A 17,664-nucleotide genomic window follows, 5' to 3' on the forward strand; every position below is an offset into this window, starting at 1 on the left:
GGGAGCGCGCGCTCGATGCGGGTGTGACGGGCGAGGACCGTGCGGCATAGGATCGCCGGGGTGGGGCCGTAGCGCAGTGGTCGTCGCGCCTTCACGGCATGTAGGAAGACGCCGGTTCGAATCCGGTCGGCTCCGCCCTCCACGCGCCTGCCCGGCGGGGGCCGCATTCAGCGGGATGTTCGCGGGCCCGTGCCGGGCATCGTGTCGGTCGACCATCAGGGACGGAGTCCCGGGGCGCCCGCGCGCAGCCAGCCGAGCAGATCGTCCGTCAGCAGATCACCGCGTGCGGCGATGTCCTCGTCGATCGCCCTCGGATCGAGGCGGTGGACGCTGGTGCGGTCCCGGCCGTGACGGCGCATGAAGAGTCCGTCGCCCCCGTCGGTCTCACCGACCAGCACCCAGTCGGGCGCGTACCGGGCGACCTCGAATGCCTCGTTGCGTTCCGCGATGCGGTGCGGTCCGTACATCAGCACGCCGTTGTCGAGCAGCACGCCCGGCGTCGAGCGCCACAGTCGGGCTACCGCGGGATTCGGCCCCTCCCCGAGCCCTCGCGACAGCGCCTCCCGCACGGTGAGGAAGCCTGCGAAGGAGTCCGCCACGGGATACTCCTCCCCGTCCGTTCCGTCACGGCACACCACCGGGTACTCGCCGTCCCCGGCCTCCCCGCGTCGGTCCAGGACGAAGAAGTAGCTGTCACCGCAGTCGGGTTCGACGGCGAAGCACAACCTGTCCCCGCTCAGCCGCCACCGGGCGGTGACGTCCTCGTACACGTCGAACGCCTCGTCCGCGTCGTCGGCCCCGTCCGTGATTCCGGTCGGCACGACGACGGCCAGGTCGGCACCCCTGGTCCGGCCCCGGCCGAACTCCGCCAGCCACCACCGGTACGACGACGGCAACGGCCCGACCCGGGCCTCGGCCGCGCGGATCGCCGCGTCCGGGGCGCCGGGCCCACGACCGAGTTCCGGCGCCGCCTCGATCAGGTCTCGCAGTCGGGTCATATCCGGTGTCATGTCACGGAGTCTGCCAGGGCGCTGTCCCGGAACGGCCCGTCGGGGTCGTCCGTGCCGCCGGTGCCCGCAGCGGGTCCGGTGCCCGCCCGTTCACGGCCGGACTCCCGTGTCCCTTCCGGTCCCCGTTCCCCGGTCCGGGCCGAGGTCCGCCTCCTCGATCGGTGTCTCCATGGGCAGCGTGCCACGAGTGATCGCGCGAAAGCCGTGCACCCCCGGCGAGTTCGGGATCTCCTCGGGAAAGCAACCGCCGTTGTCCGCCCGGCAGTGCCGTCGGAACGACGTCGCCAGGGTACGGCCCAGGTACCTCTCGAACGCGTCGAGTTCGGCGGCCGTCGCCGGCGTCTCTCCCTGTTCCAGTTCATGTCCCCACTCTGCGACGGCCGTTCGGCCACGGGCGCGGCGGCCCGTTCGCCCACCACAGCCGTCAATGGTATGGACATGACCAACTGGGCCTGGCTAGTCTCGAACTTGGTCTAGACCTAGTGGAGGAAGGTGCGGCTCCCCCACTCGTCACGCAGCGCCCCCACACCTCCCCAGGAGCGAAGCATGCGCAGAAGGATCACCTCGCTACTGCTCGGGCTCGGCATCGTCGGAGCCACTGTCCTGACCACCGGCGGTACTGCCCAGAGCCACGGGTACACCGATGCCCCGATCAGCCGTCAGCAGCTCTGCGGCAACGGCACGGTGCGCAACTGCGGCCAGATCCAGTGGGAGCCGCCGAGCGTCGAGGGGCCGAAGGGCTTCCCCGCCCGTGGCCCGGTCGACGGCACGATCTGCGCCGGAGGCATCGACCGCTTCTCCGAACTCGACGACCCGCGCGGCGGCAACTGGCCCGCGACCCAGGTCACCGGCGGGCAGAGTTACACCTTCCGCTGGCAGATCGAGGCACGGCACGCCACGACCGACTTCCGTTACTACATCACCAAGGACGGCTACGACCCCGCCAAGCCGCTCACCCGGGCCGACCTGGACCCGCAGCCGTTCCTGACCGTTCCGTTCGGCGGACGCCTGCCGGGTTCCACGGTGACCCACTCCGGAGTGCTGCCGCAGAAGTCGGGCAAGCACCTGATCCTCGGCGTCTGGACGATCGCCGACACCGGCAACGCCTTCTACGCCTGCTCGGACGTGAACTTCTGAGCCGACACGCGTCTCCACGCGCGGCCCGGCCGCACGGGCCCGCCGGCGGTCCGCTCCTCGGGGCGTCCGTCGGCGGACGCCCGGTCTCTCCCGGACGATCCGGGAGAGACCGGTCCGGTGGTCAATCGGCCGTCGCGAGCCGCCCGGCCGGCCGGACGGTGACGAGGGCGATACCCGCGCAGCACACGGCGAGGAGCAGCAGTTCGACGGCCGACGGCGCGGGCGCGGTGTGCAGGGCCCAGTCGCCGAGACGCACGGTGAAGGGCACGGCAAGTTGCACGGCGGCCGTGAAGACCGGGCCGCGCAGCAGGATCAGCCGGTGTTGCACGAGGTAGGCGGGGGCGTAGACGGCCCCGCCCAGCAGCACGATGCCGCCGGTGGCGGCGAGTGACGGCGGGTGGTCGACCAGCGCGGGCAGGGACATCGGCAGCAGCAGGCAGGTGGCCGCGGCGAGCAGCACGGGGAGCACGGCGAGCGGCGGCAGTCCTGGCAGGCGGTCGCGGTACAGGAAGCCGTACACCGCGAAGGCCACGGTCGCGGCGGACACCAGCAGCAGCCCCACCCGGTCGACGTCTCCCGCGTCCGCGCCGAGTGCCGCGTATCCGGCTGCCGCCGCGCATGCCAGGACCGCCCCCGCCGTCCTGCGCGCCCCGGACCTCTCGCCGAAGAACACCGCGCCCACCGCCACCGAGGCACACGGCATCAGCGCGACGACGAGGTTGGCGAGCGAGGTGCCGATGCGCTCGATGGCGAGGAGGGTTCCGGCCGCGTAACCCGCGAAGCCCAGGAGCCCCAGCAGCCATACGGTTCCGGGGCGGGCGGCGGCCCTGCGCAGATCGGCCCGGCCGCCCGGACTCGACGCGGCGACGGCGGTGAGCACCGCACAGCAGACCGCGGTGCGGCCCACCGCGACGATCAGCGGATCGGTCCCGGTCACCAGCGACCCGGAGAGGAGCCAGGTTCCGGCGAGCAGCAGCACGAGCACGACCGGCACGGCGGCGCCTCCCCGGGCGGTGGAACGGACGGACGGGGCACGGGACCGGGACACGCGTGTCCCGTCGCCGGTGGCGGTCGCCCGTTCCCGGCCGATCGGCAGTTCTCCTCGCATCTCCTCGTACGGAGAACGCGGAGCCGCGGCCCGTTCCCGGCCACCCATCATGGTCCGCCGCGCCGTTGGCGTCCATCGCCCTGTCCGTCCGGTGGGGATGGCGCACCGTGCGGCGCGTCCCCGGTGTGCGCGGCGGCGTCGGCGGTCAGGACTGCGTGTCCTCCGGGATGCTGACCAGCCAGCGGGTCCCCGGGCGGGGCCGCAGGTACAGCACCCAGTAGAGGGTGGCGACCGCGGTGATGCCGCCGGTCCACAGCAGGTACTCGGTCTCCTGCTGGATCAGGATGTACGCGAGCACCACGATGAGCAGGGCGGGGATCGTCGGCCACAGGGGCATGCGCCAGGCGGGCGCCTCGCGGTGGGCGCCGCGGCGGCAGAGCAGGGCGGCGACGGCGACCAGCAGGTACATGCCGGTGACGGAGACGCCGGTGACGCCGTACAGGGTGTCCAGGTTGACGAAGCAGAGTGCCGCGCCGGGGACGCCGACGAGCAGGGTGGCCACCCACGGGGAACCGAACCGACCGAGCCTGGACAGTGCGTGGTTGACCGGCTCGGGCCATGCCTTGTCGCGGGCGGAGGCGAACAGGACCCGTGAGTTCTGGATGACCATCACGATGCCCGCGTTGATGATGGCGAGGGCGACGCAGAGGCTGACGAAGGTTCCGACGGCCGAGTTGGACCAGGAGACGATCATGGTGTTGAGGTCGCCCGAGGTCAGTGCCGCGAGGTCCGGGGCGCCCATCGTGAGAGCGATGACGGGAACGAGGATGACCGCGCTGGAGATGGCAAGGGTGGCGAGCACGGTACGGGCGACGTTGCGGCGCGGGTTCTCCAGTTCCTCCGAGAGGTAGACGGCGGTGGAGAAGCCCTGGGTGATGAAGAGCGCGATCGCGAGTCCGGAGATCACCATCATCGCGGTCACGGTGGAGGTCGTGCCGTCCGAGGAGGCGACCTGACCGTGCACCAGCGCGGAGGCTCCGCGCTCGGAGTGGGCGAAGCCGAGAACGGCGACGAGGGCGGCGGCGATCACCTCCAGGACGAGGAAGATCCCGGTGATCCACGCGTTGGCCCGCAGGTCCAGCAGGCCGGCGAGGGTGGCCAGCAGCATGACCCCGGCGCCCGCCGCGGGGGCCGGGATGTGCACGACGGGAGCGAGGTAGTCGGCCGTGCCCATGGCGATGACCGGAGGCACGATCATCACGACGAGCAGGGACAGCACGAAGACGAGCCAGCCGGCGAGCCGTCCCGCCATGGTCGACACCATGGCGTACTCGCCTCCCGCGCTCGGGATCAGGGTGCCGAGTTCCGAGTAGCAGAAGGCGACGGCGATGCAGAGCAGCGAGCCGATGGCGATGGTGAGTGCCGTGTACGTGCCCAGGCTGGAGAACAGGTCCGGTACGACCACGAACAGGGTCGAGGCGGGCGTCACGCACGACAGCGTGAGCAGTGTCCCGCCCACGACGCCGATGGAACGCTTGAGCTTCTGCGGGGTGGGGCCGGTCGCCGGTGCGAGCGCCTGGGGAGCGCTGAGCGTTTCGGTCATCGTGCGTTTCCGATCGACAGGTGTGATGTTCGAGCAGGGAGCGGTATCGCCTCCAGACGAGGACGTGGTGTGTGGTTTCGTCGCTCCCAGCGCGACATGCAATCTCGACGAGTTCCGCAGGTCAAGAGCTGTTTACCTACGGAATTCGTTGTCGATGCATCGCACCACGACGATTTGACGACAGAAGTGCGTCATTTCCTGCGGTAGTCGGTATGTGCGGGAACCGCAGCCGGCCGGGATGGAAAGTTTTGCCCGTCCCGGCATCCGGAACGGGCGACGACGCCCCGGGACGCACGGGTGGCACGGCCCGCGGGTCGCGCGTTGCCGGACCAGGTGCCAGCCTGGATGCATGGCTTGGGCGTCATGGACGACTCGTGGTGTTTTCTCCGGGCACGGCGGCGTGCTCACCGAGGAGGTCGGTGTCCTGACCGGGGACCTGACCATTCATACGACCTGGGCCGACGACACGGCTCAGGTGACCGTGCAGTACACGGGCGCGATCGACTGGTTCACCATGTCGGGCAGCCCCGTGCCCTGCGATTCGGAGGAGGACAGCCGAAGCCTCCACGACGCGGTGGTGCGGTCGGTCCGGCTGGGTGCGGCGGCCACGGTTCCCCGACCACCGCTCCGGGCGCCGGAACGCCCGGCAGGGAGCGCCCAGGAATGAGGGACAGGCGCTCGCGGGGGCGACGCGCGCTCGCGCCGCCCGCCTTCGGCCCCGCGATGCGCCCCCGCGTCGGGCCGTCCGGCCTTCCGCGGGGGCGCATCGCGTCCGTGTCGCACCGGCCGTCAACCGGTGCCTGCGGGCATCAGTAGGCGCCGAACACGTTGTCGATCGAGCCGTACTTGGCCGCGGCGTAGTTGCACGCGGCGGTGATGTTGGCGACCGGGTCGTAGCCGTCCAGCGAGGTGCCGGGCACATGGTAGGCACGGAAGGTCGGCTCGATGATCTGGAGGAGGCCCTTGGACGGCGTCCCGGCGGCGGCGTTCGAGTCCCAGTTGTTGATGGCCCGGGGGTTGCCGGAGGACTCCCGCATGATGTTGCGGTGGATGCCGTCGTAGCTGCCCGGGATGCTGTGACGGGCCATGACGGCCAGCGACTCCCTGATCCAGCCGTCCAGGTTGTTCGGGTACGAGACCGGCGCGGCGGTGATGGTCGCGGCCGCGGAGCCGCTCGCAGCCGGTACGGCGGCGGCGCCGACGGCCAGCTTCATGCCCGGGACGATCAGGGCGGGGTTGCCGCCGATGACGGCTCGATTGCCCTCGTACAGCTTCTGCCAGCCGCCCTCGACGGAGTACTTCTGCGCGATCTTGGAAAGGGTGTCGCCCGCGATCACGGAATGCGTGGCAGGTGCGGCATTGCGCGCGGGAACCTGTCCGACGACGGACGCGGCGGATGCCACGGCCTTTCCGGTGGGGGCCTGCGCCGGAGCGGCCGAGGCGAAACCGGCACCGATCAGCGGGAGCACGAGGGCCATTCCGCCCGTCGCAGCGGCAATGAGGCCGCGGGTCGGCGAAATGAACGAGTGGCGACGGTACTTGCCCGTTGCGGTCATGGCGAATTCCTCTCCGCCGCCTGCGAGGTGAGCTGTCGGGTTCGGACTGGAGATGTCCGGCCGCACACGAATGCGACTTCACCCCGAGCCGGTCCGGATACCGGACCGGCGGCCTACCTGGTTCCCCCGCTCCTGCCGTACGTGAGTGGGTCGGGTTCTCGGACGGCGGCAGGATTCGGCGTTCCGTCCGGATTGACGGTGACCGTAGGCGAGAAAAGCGGAATGAAACAAGCCTGCATTTTTTGATCACAATTGATCCGCATGATCAATTCATTCAATTCGCAGTAAGCCACCTCACACCAGGGAGCCAACCGTCCCCGCACGAAAGGGGAACCGGAGCACGGACCGAGCCGCGACGAAGCCCTCGTGTGACGCGCACCACGGATTCACGAAAAGGACATTTCACCCGACAGCCAAAGGCCGCATCACATACCCGAGTTACCCGTATCGACCAAAATTATAATTAAGGGCAAATCGCCCACATTGCGACATTCCTCGGCGGTCTGCGTGCTACGGACCGCGTGTTGCGGGCTGCGAGCCTCCGCCGGAGCCCGCGGTCGAGGCCCGCGCACCGCCCGGACACGCGGCGGGGCCGCCCGTCATCACACGACGGACGGCCCCGCACAACGATGCTCAGAGCCTGGAGAGGATCTTGTTCATCTTCTCGATCTCGCCGGTCTGCGCGGCGACGACAGCTCCGGCGAGCTTCTTCGCATCGGCGTCGCGGCCGTTCTTCCGTTCACTCTCGGCCATGGTGACCGCGCCTTCGTGGTGCGCGATCATGAGCCGGGCGAACTTCTTGTCGAAGTCCGTGCCCTTGGCTGCCCCGAGATCATTCATGTCCTTGCCGGACATCATCCCGGGCATGCCCGAGCCGTCCGGACCGTGATGCATGCCGGGCATGTCCTCCGCCGAGGACGAGACCGCGGGCAGTGGCCTGCCCCAGGCGTTCAGCCAACCCGTCATGGTGTCGATCTCGGGGTCCTGGGCCTTCTTGATCGCCGCGGCCAGCGCCTTGATCTCGGAATCGGCGGCACGGCCGTCGGCCAGCTCCGCCATCTCGACGGCCTGACGGTGGTGCGGGATCATCTGCTGCGCGAACTCCACGTCCGCATCGTTGAACGCGCCGGGGGTGACCTGCGCGGAGGCTGCGGGGGAAGCGTGTTCCGTGCCCGGCATGGACGAGCCGCCGGAGTCGTCGGAGGTACCGCAGGCCGTCAGCGCCAGGGCGAGCACGGCGACGGCGAGCGACGCACGTCGGCCGGCCGCGGAACGGGTGGGAGAAACTGACATCACAGGTGTCTTTCCAGGTGGTCGGCGCCACATCGGTGACGCGCGGGAGTCGGGCAGATCGTCCTGCCGGTCCGGCCGGGGCCGGGGCCGGCGAACCACCTGTCACGTCCGCGCGACACACACCTGGAGCAACAGCCCTCTTCCTGCGTACGGCGGCCCCCGCCGCACCGGTCCGCGGGGGGCACCACCGCGCCCCGGGAGGAACCACGCGGCCAGGAGCACGGATCCCAGCGCCGCCGGCAGCGGCACCAGCCGGTCCCGGGCCTGGGTCGACACGCAGGACTCGCCGGTCGCGCCGGGCAGGTCGGGCGCCGCGTGGACGGTGCCGCGTTCGTCCGCCTGCGCGAGGGGTCCGGTCCCCGCCCGCACGGGCACGGGCGGTGCCGCACTCATGGCCATGGCGTCGTGGCAGCCCTCCACCGCGCTCGCCGGGGCCCCGTGCATCAGGAACATCCCGCACAGGACGGCACAGAGGACGAGCAGCCGGAGTGCTCCCGGTGTGCGTGTCCACCTGCGATTCACGGCTGCCTCGGCATCCTCGGTCGTACGAGCCCTGCGGTTCCGGCCGACAATACCCCCATGGGGTTTACCGCCCCATGGCACCCCGCCCTCCGCGCCGCGACGCCGCGGCGACGTCCCTCGCCTTCGCACCACCACCGCGTGCGGAAGCGTTTCCCGGCACCTACGCTCATATGTGGATCAATGCCGCCACCCGCCGTGACCTGACAGGAAGCGAGATCCCCATGGAGCGGCTCAAGTTGTCGGGAATCGGCGGGGAACTCGCGGCGGAGTTCGCCGGAACGCTGATTCTCATCCTCTTCGGCTGCGGTGTGGTGGCCCAGGTCGTCGCCGGCGGGGCGCTCACCGACCCGCCGGGCGGCCTCGGGAATCACGACAGCATCGCCTGGGCCTGGGGCCTCGGGGTCACCCTGGGCATCTACGTGGCGGGCAGGCTGAGCGGCGCGCATCTCAATCCCGCCGTGACGCTCTCGCTCGCAGCCTTCAAGGACTTCCCCTGGAGAAAGGTCGCACCCTATTCCCTCGCGCAGCTCGTGGGAGCCTTCGTCGGCGCACTGGTGGTGCGCTGGAATTACACCGAGGCGCTGGCGAGGGCCGACCCCGGACACACCATCAAGACGCAATTCGTCTTCTCGACGCTGCCGGCCAACGGAAACACCGCACTTCCCGTATCCGAATGGGGGGCATTGCGGGACCAGGTCATCGGTACCGCCATTCTCATCCTGCTGATCTTCGCGGTCACCGATCTTCTCAATATGCCACCGGGGGCCAACCTCAGTCCGTTCGTCGTGGGGCTCGTCGTGGTGGCCATCGGTATGGCATTCGGAACGAACGCGGGTTACGCGATCAATCCCGCCCGTGACTTCGGGCCCCGGCTGGCGAGTTTCCTGACCGGGTACGGAGGCGCGTGGCGCGACCAGTACGGGAATTTCTACTTCTGGGTTCCGATCGTGGGCCCGCTCGTGGGCGGCCTGGTCGGCGCCTTCCTGTACAAGCATCTCGTGGGCCGTTTCATCCCCGCGGCGGAACCCGAGCCGGAGGGCAGCATTCCCACACCGCAGGAGAAGTGACGACCGATCCGTCGCCGGGCGCCGACCCCGGAGAGGCAGCGGATCGGGGCCGGGGCCCCGTACGCCGCCGGTCCGGCGACGGGTTTCCGGTGCGACGAGGGCGGGTTGCGCGCGCACCGGCGGGAGTCGCTGCGCCGGGAGCCGCAGCGGAGCGAGGAGCGGCGCGCGCCCAGGGGCACGAGAACGGCGAGAGGGCGGTCGAGCGCGCCCTCGGCCGGGTCGGGTTGGACTGGGCACGGCTTCCGCGTGGTGGTGGGATGCCCGGCCCGGCACCCCACCACCAGGCGCTCGGCTCAGGCCCGTGTGCGCAGCCCGGCGAGCATCTCGTACACCGTCTCGGTGCCCTGCCGCAGGGCCTCGACGCCGATGTGCTCGTCGGTGCCGTGCATGCGCTTGAGCATGTCGCGATCCACGGTGAACGGGTACATGCCGTAGACGGGTATGTTCCGTTCCCGGAACGGGACGGCGCTGGTCACGGCCTCGAACTGGCAGGCGGTGGCGCGTACTCCGGGATGGGTCCGGCGCACGGCCGACTGCCAGGCGCGGAAGACGTCGGTGTCGTGGTCCGAGTCGGGCGTGGCGAGATGACCGCGGAGCCGGTCCAGTGCCTGCTGCTCGCTCTCGCCAGGGTTCCCGACCACGGTCAGTGTCGCCCGGTTGCCGATGTACGCGCGCAGTTCGGCGACGATACGGCCGGGGTCGTCGGCGCCGGGCAGGAAGGCGGCCCGGAACTCGGCGGTGGCGGTGCCCGGCACGATGCTCGGGTAGTAGCCGGACCGTGCCGAGGTGAAGGCGAGGGTGGTCCGGAGCATCGCGTTGTGCAGTTCCGGGGTCCGGCTGAGCCGGACCACCTCCTCGCCCGCCCGGTCCCGCCGCGGTTCGGAGCGGGCGTCGAGCATCCGACGGACCGCCTCGGCGAACGACCGGTCGGTGGTGGCCTCGGCGAGTTCGGCGAAGTAGCGGCGGGAGAGCGCGTTGGGCCGGATGTGGGCCCGCCAGTCCCCCAGGTGGTCCAGCGCCTCACCCAGCCGGATCACGGCCTGTCCGGTGAACGGCTTGGAGGTGTGGGTGGCGTACCCGGACGTCTCCAGACGCAGCAGCAGGGACCGTTTGTCGTTGCAGGTGAGCGACGCGATCATGGGCCCGGTGCCGTCGTGCTGGTCGAGCACCCAGCCGCCCTCGGTGACGACCGCGCCCGCATCGACCCTGCCCGGATGCTCCTTGAGGAACCAGGCCACACCGTGGGGTCCCTGTTCCTCGTCGCAGTCGGACCAGAAGACGATGTCGCGGTCGAAGACGGCACCCTCGCGGACGTGTCGCAGCAGCGCGGCGACGAAGGCCGCGTTGACGCCCTTCATGTCGAGCGCGCCGCGCCCGTACAGCTTGCCGTCCACGATGCTCCCCGCGAAGGGTTCCGTCGTCCAGGCATCGCCGACGGCCGGGACGACGTCGGAGTGGCCGAGCAGGACCAGCGGCTTCTTGCGGTGCGTCCCGGTGCCGGGGACGCGGGCGAAGAAGTGGACGTTGCCGTCCTTGGGGGTGGGCACGATCTCGGTGGCCACCCCGGCGGCGCGGAAGATGTCCTGGAGCATCCGCGCGTACGGCTCGGTGACGGCCCCGTCGCCGGGGTTGCCGGTGTCCTGGCGGATCATGGCGACGGCGAGTTCCACCGGGTCGGTGGGGTCCCCGTCGTAGGCCCCGTCGGCCGCCGCGGGCACGGCGGCCGAGGCCCGTGGGGCACCCGCCGTCGCCGCGCCGAGTCCGAGCAGGGTGCCCGCGGCGGCGGTCGCACCGGCGCCCAGGACGGAACGCCGGGAGGGCCGGGCGCCGGGTAGGTCGTCCAGACAGGCGGCGATGACGGCCGCCGGGTCCTCCTGGTGGATGTAGTGACCGCCCTCGACGGACCGTGTCGTGAACGCGGCGCGGGTCCAGTCGGCCCAGCGGCGCACCGTCACCTCGGGGACGTGCGGGTCGTCGGTGGCCCAGACCGCGCGCAGGTCGACATGCGGAACGGCCGACCGGCCGCCGTCGTACCCGGCGGCGAGCCGCAGATCGGCGATGACGGGGGGCAGCAGCACCTCCTCGAACTCGGCGTCGGCCAGCAGTTCCGGGTCGGTCAGGCCGGTCCCCACGACGAAGGCGCGCGCGTCCTCGACGGTGATCTCGCGGCCGTCGCCGTGGAAGTCGCCGGGGCACTGCCCGGCGACCGCGCACAGCCTGGCGACCGGCACGTGGGCGTCGATCAGCCGGCAGCACGTCTCGTAGGCGAGCAGCGCACCGAGGCTGACCCCGATCAGCACCACCCGTCGCCCCTCCCACAGCGCGCGGATCTCGGCGGCGACGGTGTCCGCGTGGACGGTCATGTCGGTGACGGGTTCCTCGTCGACGCGGGTGCCGCGGCCGGGCGGGGTGACGAGGGCGAGGACGGTGTTCCCGGGCAGCAGACCGCGCCAGGCGGCGAAGGCCGCCCCGTGGGCGCCGGTGGGGGCGAAGCAGACGACGAGCGTGTCGACCGCTCCCCCGTTCTGTGGTGTCGGCTCCGGCAGGCTCAGCCAAGGGGTCGTCATATCCGGTCCTCCTGTCGCGTCTCGCGGCACAGTGCGGCGATCGCGGTGACGGTGGGTGCGCCGAGGATGCGGCGCAGGGGGACTCGTCGGCCCGCCGGGGCCGCCAAACGGTTGGCGAGGCGGACGGCGAGCAGCGAGTGGCCGCCCGCGTCGAAGAAGTTCTGGTCGGCCGCGGCCGGAGGTGCGCCGAGCAGTTCCTCCCAGAGCGCGGCGACGGCGGCCTCGGTGGCGTCGGACGGGGTGAACCCGGAGGTGCGTTCCTGCCCGATGCCGTCCACCAGGGCGCGCAGGGCGGTGCGGTCGAGCTTGCCGTTGGTGCCCGACGGGAGCCGCGGCACCCGCTGGAGGCGGGCGGGCAGCATGTAGTCGGGCAGCCGGTCGCGCAGGTGGCCGCGGAGCGCGGCGGGCGCGGTCTCCTCGTCGGCGGTGAAACAGGCGACGACGCGTGCCTCGCCGTTCTCGGTCTCGGCGTACGCACCGGTGTCGGTGACGCCCGGCGCCTTGCGCAGGGTGGACTCGATCTCCTCCAGCTCCACGCGGTGGCCGCGCACCTTGATCTGGTTGTCGGCGCGGCCGGCGATCTCCAGTGCGCCGTCCGGCAGCAGGCGGCCCCGGTCGCCGGTCCGGTGGTGCCGGTGGCCGTCCGGGTCCGTGGTGAAGCGTTCCTCGCTGTCGCCGCCGAGGTAGCCGAGCGCCAGCGGCGGGCCCGAGACCCACACCTCGCCCGTGGTGCCGGGGGGAAGCCGTCGGCCGAGCCGGTCGCGGACGGAGAGCGAGGCGCCCGCCACGGGGCTGCCGACGGGGACGCGTTCGGCGTCGGCGGGCATGCGGGCGGTGTCGTACGCGGCGACGTTGGAGGCCGTCTCCGTCATGCCGTAGAGGTTCAGCAGGGTGGCGTCGGGCCAGACCTCCCGGAAGCGCCGGACGGTGTCGACCGGCAGGATGTCGGCACCGCTGGTGACCAGGACCGGCCGGTGCCCGTCCGGCAGCCGCGCGCTCTCCTCCAGCAGGCCCGCGATCAGCTGCGGGGTCAGGAAGAGGTGGGTGATCCGCTCCCGCCGGACCGTCTCGGCGAACAGGGCCGGGTCCAGCAGTTCGTCGGTGTCGAGCACGATGGACGGGACGCCCCGGAGCAGTCCGCCCAGCAGTTCCCAGGGCGAGGCGACCAGGGCGAGGGACTTCTGGACGGCGAGCACCGCGTTCTCGCCGAAGGGGTGGTCCTGCCACATCCACTCCAGCCTGCCGCGGACCGAACGCCTGCTGATCCGCACGCCCTTGGGGTTTCCGGTGGTGCCGGAGGTGTACACGACGTGGAACAGCGCGTCATCGTCGGGTTCGTGCTCCGGGGCCCGGTGCAGCGGGCCGTCGGCGAGCGGTGCGAGCGTGACGCGGGGTACGTCCAGGGTCGGGAACTGGTCGAGTCCGGGCTCGGCCAGCACACAGTGCGGCCCGGTCTCCTCCACCATGCGACGCTGTCGCCGTGCGGGGATCGCGGGGTCCAGTCCGAGGTAGGCGGCGCCCGTCCTGAGCACGGCGAGGACCCCGGCGACCGCGGCCGGGCCACGCTGTGCGGCGAGTGCCACGATGCTGCCCGGGCCGGTCCCCTTGGCGGCGAGCCGGGCGGCCAGTCTGCCGCTCCAGTCGTCGAGTTCGCGATAGGTGAGGTCGGCGCCGCGGTGACGCAGGGCCACGGCACCGGGGCGGGCGGCCACCTGTTCCGCCAGGCGTTCCAGCAGGGTCGGCGCGGTCATCGTTGATCGCCTCCGGGCATCAGATCGAGGGAGCGGACGGTGGTGTGCCCCGCGCGGCGCGGGTCGGTCAGGGCCCGCAGCGCGATCAACGTGGATTCCAGTACGTTGCGGGCTGCCGGGGCGTCGAGCAGTTCCCGCTGGTAGGCGTACTGCAGCAGGAGTCGTCCGGGGCCGTGCGGCTGGACGTACAGCGCGCAGTCGTACTTGGTGAAGCCGGTGTCCAGTTCGACGAAGCGGAATCCGACGCCGGCGGCCGTGGTGGCGCGTGCCGGGTACGGAAGCATGTTGAGCATGGTCTGGAAGACCGGTGTCGCCGAGGCGCTGCGGACGGCTGCGGGCAGCCGTCGCAGGGTCCAGCCGAAGGGGTACTCGGCCGCGGCGTACGCGTCGTGGACCGTCTCGCGCACCTGGGCGGTGAAGGCGCCGAGGGTCACGGCCGGGTCGACCGGCAGCCGCAGCGGCAGCATGGCGAGGGTGAACGCGGGGACCCCTGCCGCCTCCGGCTGTTCGCGGCCCGCCATGGGGGCGCCGACGATCACTTCATCGGCGTCGCCGTAGTAGCTCAGCGCCAGTGCGTACGCGGCGAGCAGCGGCACGAAGACGGTGGCGGAGGCGGACAGTGCGGTGTCGCCGAGCCGCCGCGAGAGGTCCTCGTCGACGACCGCCTCGACGATGTCGCCGCGGTAGGTGGGGGTGGCGGGGCGCCGCTTCTGGGCGATCTGGAGTGCCGGGAGCCGGCCCGAGAGGCGGCGCTGCCAGTACTCCCCCGCCTCGGTGACCTCCTCGGTCGTCAACCGGGACGCGAGGTGGTCGAGATACCGGTCGTACCGGTCGGCGCGTTCCGGGTCGGGACCGGCGGGGCACCGCTCGTACAGTTCGGCGAGCCGCTGGAGGAGCACGGTGGCGCCCCAGCCGTCGAGCAGCAGTTCGTGCATGGTGACGAGCAGCCGGTGCCGCCCGCCGGGGAGGCGGAAGAGGGCGGCGCGCAGGGCCGGTTCGGCGAGCAGGTCGAAGGGCCGGGCGGCCTCCTCGGCGGCGACGGCGCGGAACTCCTGCTCGGTGAGGTCGTGGACCGGCCCGGCCAGCGGCACCCGCCAGTGCGGGTACTGGTGCACGACCTCCTCGCCGCCCGGTTCGTCGGGCTCGGCGAAGCGTGCCAGGAGCTGCGGGTTCTCGGCGAGCAGCAGGTCCCAGGCCCGGGCGAACCGGGGCACGTCCAGCGGACCGTCGAGTTCCAGGAAGCCCTGGTAGCTGTAGGAGGGGCTGAGCGGGTCGAGCCGCCAGTGGAAGTACACCCCGGCCTGCTGCGGGGTGAGCGGCCGGGCGCGCGGGGCGTCCGGTGCCCGCCCGGTGCGGGTGCCGGTCGTCGCGGGCCGGTGGCCTCCGAGTGCGGCGAGCGCGGCGGGACTGCCGTCGCGCAGCACGTCGCGCAGGCCCGCGGCCGATCCTCGCTCCCGCAGCGCCGCGACCAGCCGCATGGCCTGGAGCGAGTCACCGCCCAGGGCCAGGAAGGGGTCGTCGCGGCCGACCCGCCCGGTGCCGAGGAGCTCGGCGACGAGGCTCGCGATCGCGGTCTCCGCCCCGCCGCGCGGCGGGGTGTAGGGGCGGTCGTCGGGACGGCTGCGGCGCGGCGGGGCCGGCAGTGCCCCGTAGTCGGTCTTGCCGTTGCGGGTGAGCGGGATGCGGGGCAGGACGACGAAGGTGTGCGGCACCATCGGTGCGGGGAGCCGCTCGGCCAGGTGGGCGCGGAGTGCTCGCTCCGATATCTCGTCGCCGGTGGTGGTCAGGTGGGCGACGAGCCGGGGCGACCGGGCGTCCGACGGGGTGTGGGCGCTCTCGCGGGCGACCAGGGCGCCGTCGTCCTGCGGGGTGTGGACGGTGACGGCGCAGCCGACGACCGCGGGGTGGTCGCCGAGCACGGCCTCGATCTCGGCGAGTTCCATGCGCACGCCGCCGAGTTTCACCTGCCGGTCGATCCGCCCCAGGTACTCCAGTTGGCCGTCGGGGCGCACGCGGACCGCGTCCCCGGTGCGGTAGAGGCGGCCGCCGCCGTCGCGGAACGGGTCGGTGAAGAAGGCACGGGCGGTGCGCTCCGGGTCGCCGAGGTAGCCGCGGCCGACGACGAGGCCGCCGACGAACAGTTCCCCCGTCTCGCCGTGCGCGCAGGCGTGCCAGAGCCCCTCCTCGGCGCGCAGGACGTACAGTTCGGCGTTGCCGATGGGTGTCCCGATCGGCAGGTGGCGCGCCCCGGCGTCCGGCGGGCCGAGCACGGCATGGGTGACGTCGTCCGAGCATTCGGTGGGGCCGTAGGCGTTGAGCAGCCCGATGCCGGGCAGGGCGGCGTGCCAGCGTGCGGCCAGGGAGGGCGGTAACTCCTCGCCGGTGGCGATCATCCAGCGCAGCGCGAGGGGTGGGGTCGCGGTGCGGTCGTGGGCGTCGAGGAGGAAGCGGACGAGGGTGGGCACCGTCTCCAGGACCGTGGTGCCGCGCGCGCGGATTTCCGCCAGGAGCAGGGCACCGTCCTGGGCCTGTTCGTCGTCGAGGACCTGGACCCGGCCGCCGACCAGGAGCGGGGCGAGCATCTGCCAGACGGAGACGTCGAAGCCGAGCGGTGCGGTCTGGGCCAGCCGGTCCTCCGGGGTCAGCGAGAGGTCGTCGGCCTTGGCCCGGAGGTGGTTGAGCATGCCCCGGTGCTCGACGACGGCGGCCTTGGGGCGGCCGGTGGAGCCGGAGGTGTAGAGGACGTAGCGCACCTCGTCGGGGGCCGGCGGTGCGGCCCGGGTGTACGGGGTGTCCGCCGGTCGCGGCGCCGTGGTGGGGACACCGGCGGCGCGCGCTCCCTTGACGAGTTCGACGCTGTCCTCCGGTTCTCCGGTGGTCAGTACGAGGGCGGCGCCGCTGTCGCCGAGCAGCGCCTCGACGCGGGCCGCGGGCCAGCCCGCGTCGAGCGGCAGGTAGACGGCGCCGAGGAGTTCCAGGGCGAGGAACGCCGTGACGACGTCGCCGCCGCGCCGTCCGCCGACCGCGACGATCCGGCCCTGCGAGACTCCGGCGGCGGCGAGTTGCGCGGCGATGCGGTGCGCCCGGTCGGCGAGTTCGGCGTAGGTGAGGGTGGTGTTCCCGTGTTCGACGGCCACGCGGTCGGGGTGGGCGGCGGCGTGGCGGTCGACGTGGGCGTGGACCGCATCGCCGAGTTCGTACGGCTCGTGGCGGGTCAGTGCGGCGGCGACGGCCGCCTCCGCGGCTCCCTCGGCCAGCGGGAGCACCGGATAGTGGTCGGGTATGCGGGTCACCGGGTGTCCTTCTTCTCGGCCACGACGAGCAGGTACTCGACCGGCACGCCCGTGCCCCGCTCGTCGGTGGTGTGGAAGCCCTCGGTCATCTCGGCCATTTCCGCGCGCAGTTCCTTCCAGCGCGCGGGCGGCGAGATGGTGTTCCTGGCGGCGATGCAGGGTCCGAAGCAGTTCTCGAAGAAGGCGACCAGGTCCTCGGCGGTGGCGAACGGGTAGAAGAGTTCCCGTCGTTCGGAGGTGATGGTGAAGTCGTCCCCGAAGAGTTCGGCGAGGTGGTCCGGGGAGCCCCACAGCATGGGCTGGCCCTGGTGTCCGTTGGGCGAGGGGAAGTAGGCGGAGAGGATCTCCTGGAAGTGGGCGGTCCAGCTGCGGGCCGTCCAGTTGCACATGCCGATCCGGCCGCCCGGTCGCAGCACGCGCGCCGTCTCGCCCGACGACGCGGCGTGGTCGGGTGCGAACTGGATGCCGTAGGTGGAGGTGACCAGGTCGAACGAGGCGTCGGCGAAGGGGAGTTCCTGTGCGTCGCCCCGGTGCAGTTCCACCTCGGCCCCGGCCTCGGCGAACCGCTGGCGGGCATCGGGGAAGAACTCGTCGGTGAGGTCGAGTCCGGTGACCCGGCAGCCGCGCAGCGCGGTCAGCAGCGCGACGTTGCCGTTCCCGGTGGCGACGTCGAGGTGGCGGGTGCCCGCTTCGGGGGCGAGGCGGGCGACCAGTTCCTCGGCCCCGGGCCGCAACAGGTCGGCGACGTGCCGGTACTCGCCGTAGGACCACATGGTGCGGTTGATCTCCTGGACGTTCTCGTCGATCGTCATGCGGT

Annotated in this window: 13 protein-coding genes, 1 tRNA gene and 1 riboswitch; of the genes, 4 read left to right on the forward strand and 10 right to left on the reverse strand. The window is 72.0% G+C overall.

Features of this window, described 5'->3' with window-relative positions; all coding sequences use genetic code 11:
- The first annotated feature begins 62 nt into the window (after positions 1-62).
- Positions 63-135, forward strand: a tRNA-Ala gene (locus ACFC79_RS16960).
- An 80-nt stretch (positions 136-215) separates the two neighbouring features.
- Here ACFC79_RS16960 and ACFC79_RS16965 read toward each other — a convergent pair.
- Positions 216-998 carry an SMI1/KNR4 family protein gene (locus tag ACFC79_RS16965; protein WP_376240787.1) on the reverse strand — a complete coding sequence of 261 codons (783 nt, stop codon included), beginning with the start codon at positions 996-998 and terminating at the stop codon, positions 216-218.
- Between the two features lie 558 nt (positions 999-1,556).
- Between ACFC79_RS16965 and ACFC79_RS16970 the strand changes: the two genes are divergently transcribed.
- Positions 1,557-2,147, forward strand: coding sequence for a lytic polysaccharide monooxygenase (locus tag ACFC79_RS16970; RefSeq protein WP_376240789.1), 591 nt, complete (start codon positions 1,557-1,559; stop codon positions 2,145-2,147).
- Between the two features lie 121 nt (positions 2,148-2,268).
- Here ACFC79_RS16970 and ACFC79_RS16975 read toward each other — a convergent pair whose 3' ends face one another.
- Both ACFC79_RS16975 and ACFC79_RS16980 read right to left on the reverse strand, forming a co-directional pair.
- Positions 2,269-3,255, reverse strand: a complete 987-nt coding sequence (locus tag ACFC79_RS16975; RefSeq protein ID WP_376240791.1) for a DMT family transporter — start codon at positions 3,253-3,255, stop codon at positions 2,269-2,271.
- 145 nt (positions 3,256-3,400) lie between these two features.
- Positions 3,401-4,798 (reverse strand): APC family permease, encoded by a 1,398-nt coding sequence (locus ACFC79_RS16980; protein WP_376240793.1) that lies wholly within the window; start codon positions 4,796-4,798, stop codon positions 3,401-3,403.
- Between the two features lie 349 nt (positions 4,799-5,147).
- Here ACFC79_RS16980 and ACFC79_RS16985 point away from each other — a divergent pair, with 349 nt between their 5' ends.
- On the forward strand, positions 5,148-5,465 hold the full coding sequence (locus tag ACFC79_RS16985; protein ID WP_376240794.1) for a hypothetical protein: 318 nt from the start codon (positions 5,148-5,150) through the stop codon (positions 5,463-5,465).
- A gap of 142 nt (positions 5,466-5,607) precedes the next feature.
- Here the strand turns inward: ACFC79_RS16985 and ACFC79_RS16990 are convergent, their stop codons facing one another.
- The 3 genes from ACFC79_RS16990 to ACFC79_RS17000 form a co-directional block, all read right to left on the reverse strand.
- Positions 5,608-6,354, reverse strand: coding sequence for a transglycosylase SLT domain-containing protein (locus ACFC79_RS16990; RefSeq protein ID WP_376240796.1), 747 nt, complete (start codon positions 6,352-6,354; stop codon positions 5,608-5,610).
- A gap of 4 nt (positions 6,355-6,358) precedes the next feature.
- Positions 6,359-6,545: riboswitch (cyclic di-AMP (ydaO/yuaA leader) on the reverse strand.
- 442 nt (positions 6,546-6,987) lie between these two features.
- Positions 6,988-7,647: a DUF305 domain-containing protein gene (locus ACFC79_RS16995; RefSeq protein ID WP_376240798.1), complete on the reverse strand. Its 660-nt coding sequence runs from the start codon at positions 7,645-7,647 to the stop codon at positions 6,988-6,990.
- Positions 7,648-7,749: 102 nt separating this feature from the next.
- Positions 7,750-8,169, reverse strand: a complete 420-nt coding sequence (locus ACFC79_RS17000) for a hypothetical protein (RefSeq protein WP_376240800.1) — start codon at positions 8,167-8,169, stop codon at positions 7,750-7,752.
- 221 nt (positions 8,170-8,390) lie between these two features.
- Here ACFC79_RS17000 and ACFC79_RS17005 point away from each other — a divergent pair, with 221 nt between their 5' ends.
- Positions 8,391-9,236, forward strand: a complete 846-nt coding sequence (locus ACFC79_RS17005; protein ID WP_376241012.1) for an MIP/aquaporin family protein — start codon at positions 8,391-8,393, stop codon at positions 9,234-9,236.
- Positions 9,237-9,529: 293 nt separating this feature from the next.
- On the opposite strand, the gene ACFC79_RS17010 is transcribed toward ACFC79_RS17005, so the two are convergent.
- From ACFC79_RS17010 to ACFC79_RS17025, 4 genes are read right to left on the reverse strand one after another with little or no spacing between them, the layout of a single operon-like run.
- Positions 9,530-11,803: a M20/M25/M40 family metallo-hydrolase gene (locus tag ACFC79_RS17010; RefSeq protein WP_376240802.1), complete on the reverse strand. Its 2,274-nt coding sequence runs from the start codon at positions 11,801-11,803 to the stop codon at positions 9,530-9,532.
- Complete coding sequence (locus ACFC79_RS17015) at positions 11,800-13,554, reverse strand: amino acid adenylation domain-containing protein (protein WP_376240804.1); 1,755 nt, start codon at positions 13,552-13,554, stop codon at positions 11,800-11,802. Before ACFC79_RS17015 ends, ACFC79_RS17010 begins: the two co-directional genes overlap by 4 nt.
- Positions 13,551-16,847, reverse strand: a complete 3,297-nt coding sequence (locus ACFC79_RS17020) for an amino acid adenylation domain-containing protein (protein ID WP_376240805.1) — start codon at positions 16,845-16,847, stop codon at positions 13,551-13,553. The genes ACFC79_RS17015 and ACFC79_RS17020 overlap by 4 nt, the downstream gene beginning before the upstream one ends.
- The gene (locus ACFC79_RS17025) at positions 16,844-17,659 is read right to left on the reverse strand and encodes a class I SAM-dependent methyltransferase (RefSeq protein ID WP_376240807.1); all 816 of its coding nucleotides are present in this window, start codon (positions 17,657-17,659) and stop codon (positions 16,844-16,846) included. Before ACFC79_RS17025 ends, ACFC79_RS17020 begins: the two co-directional genes overlap by 4 nt.
- Between the last annotated feature and the right edge of the window lie 5 nt (positions 17,660-17,664).

It is taken from the genome of Streptomyces sp. NPDC056061, from assembly GCF_042266885.1.
Classification (GTDB): Bacteria; Actinomycetota; Actinomycetes; order Streptomycetales; family Streptomycetaceae; genus Streptomyces.

Excerpts from the sequence above, each read along its gene's own strand:
- ACFC79_RS16965 (WP_376240787.1), bottom strand. The coding sequence starts at position 998 with ATGACCCGACTGCGAGACCTGATCGAGGCGGCGCCGGAACTCGGTCGT.
- ACFC79_RS16970 (WP_376240789.1), top strand. The coding sequence starts at position 1,557 with ATGCGCAGAAGGATCACCTCGCTACTGCTCGGGCTCGGCATCGTCGGA.
- ACFC79_RS16975 (WP_376240791.1), bottom strand. The coding sequence starts at position 3,255 with ATGCGAGGAGAACTGCCGATCGGCCGGGAACGGGCGACCGCCACCGGC.
- ACFC79_RS16980 (WP_376240793.1), bottom strand. The coding sequence starts at position 4,798 with ATGACCGAAACGCTCAGCGCTCCCCAGGCGCTCGCACCGGCGACCGGC.
- ACFC79_RS16985 (WP_376240794.1), top strand. The coding sequence starts at position 5,148 with ATGGCTTGGGCGTCATGGACGACTCGTGGTGTTTTCTCCGGGCACGGC.
- ACFC79_RS16990 (WP_376240796.1), bottom strand. The coding sequence starts at position 6,354 with ATGACCGCAACGGGCAAGTACCGTCGCCACTCGTTCATTTCGCCGACC.
- ACFC79_RS16995 (WP_376240798.1), bottom strand. The coding sequence starts at position 7,647 with ATGTCAGTTTCTCCCACCCGTTCCGCGGCCGGCCGACGTGCGTCGCTC.
- ACFC79_RS17005 (WP_376241012.1), top strand. The coding sequence starts at position 8,391 with ATGGAGCGGCTCAAGTTGTCGGGAATCGGCGGGGAACTCGCGGCGGAG.
- ACFC79_RS17010 (WP_376240802.1), bottom strand. The coding sequence starts at position 11,803 with ATGACGACCCCTTGGCTGAGCCTGCCGGAGCCGACACCACAGAACGGG.
- ACFC79_RS17015 (WP_376240804.1), bottom strand. The coding sequence starts at position 13,554 with ATGACCGCGCCGACCCTGCTGGAACGCCTGGCGGAACAGGTGGCCGCC.
- ACFC79_RS17025 (WP_376240807.1), bottom strand. The coding sequence starts at position 17,659 with ATGACGATCGACGAGAACGTCCAGGAGATCAACCGCACCATGTGGTCC.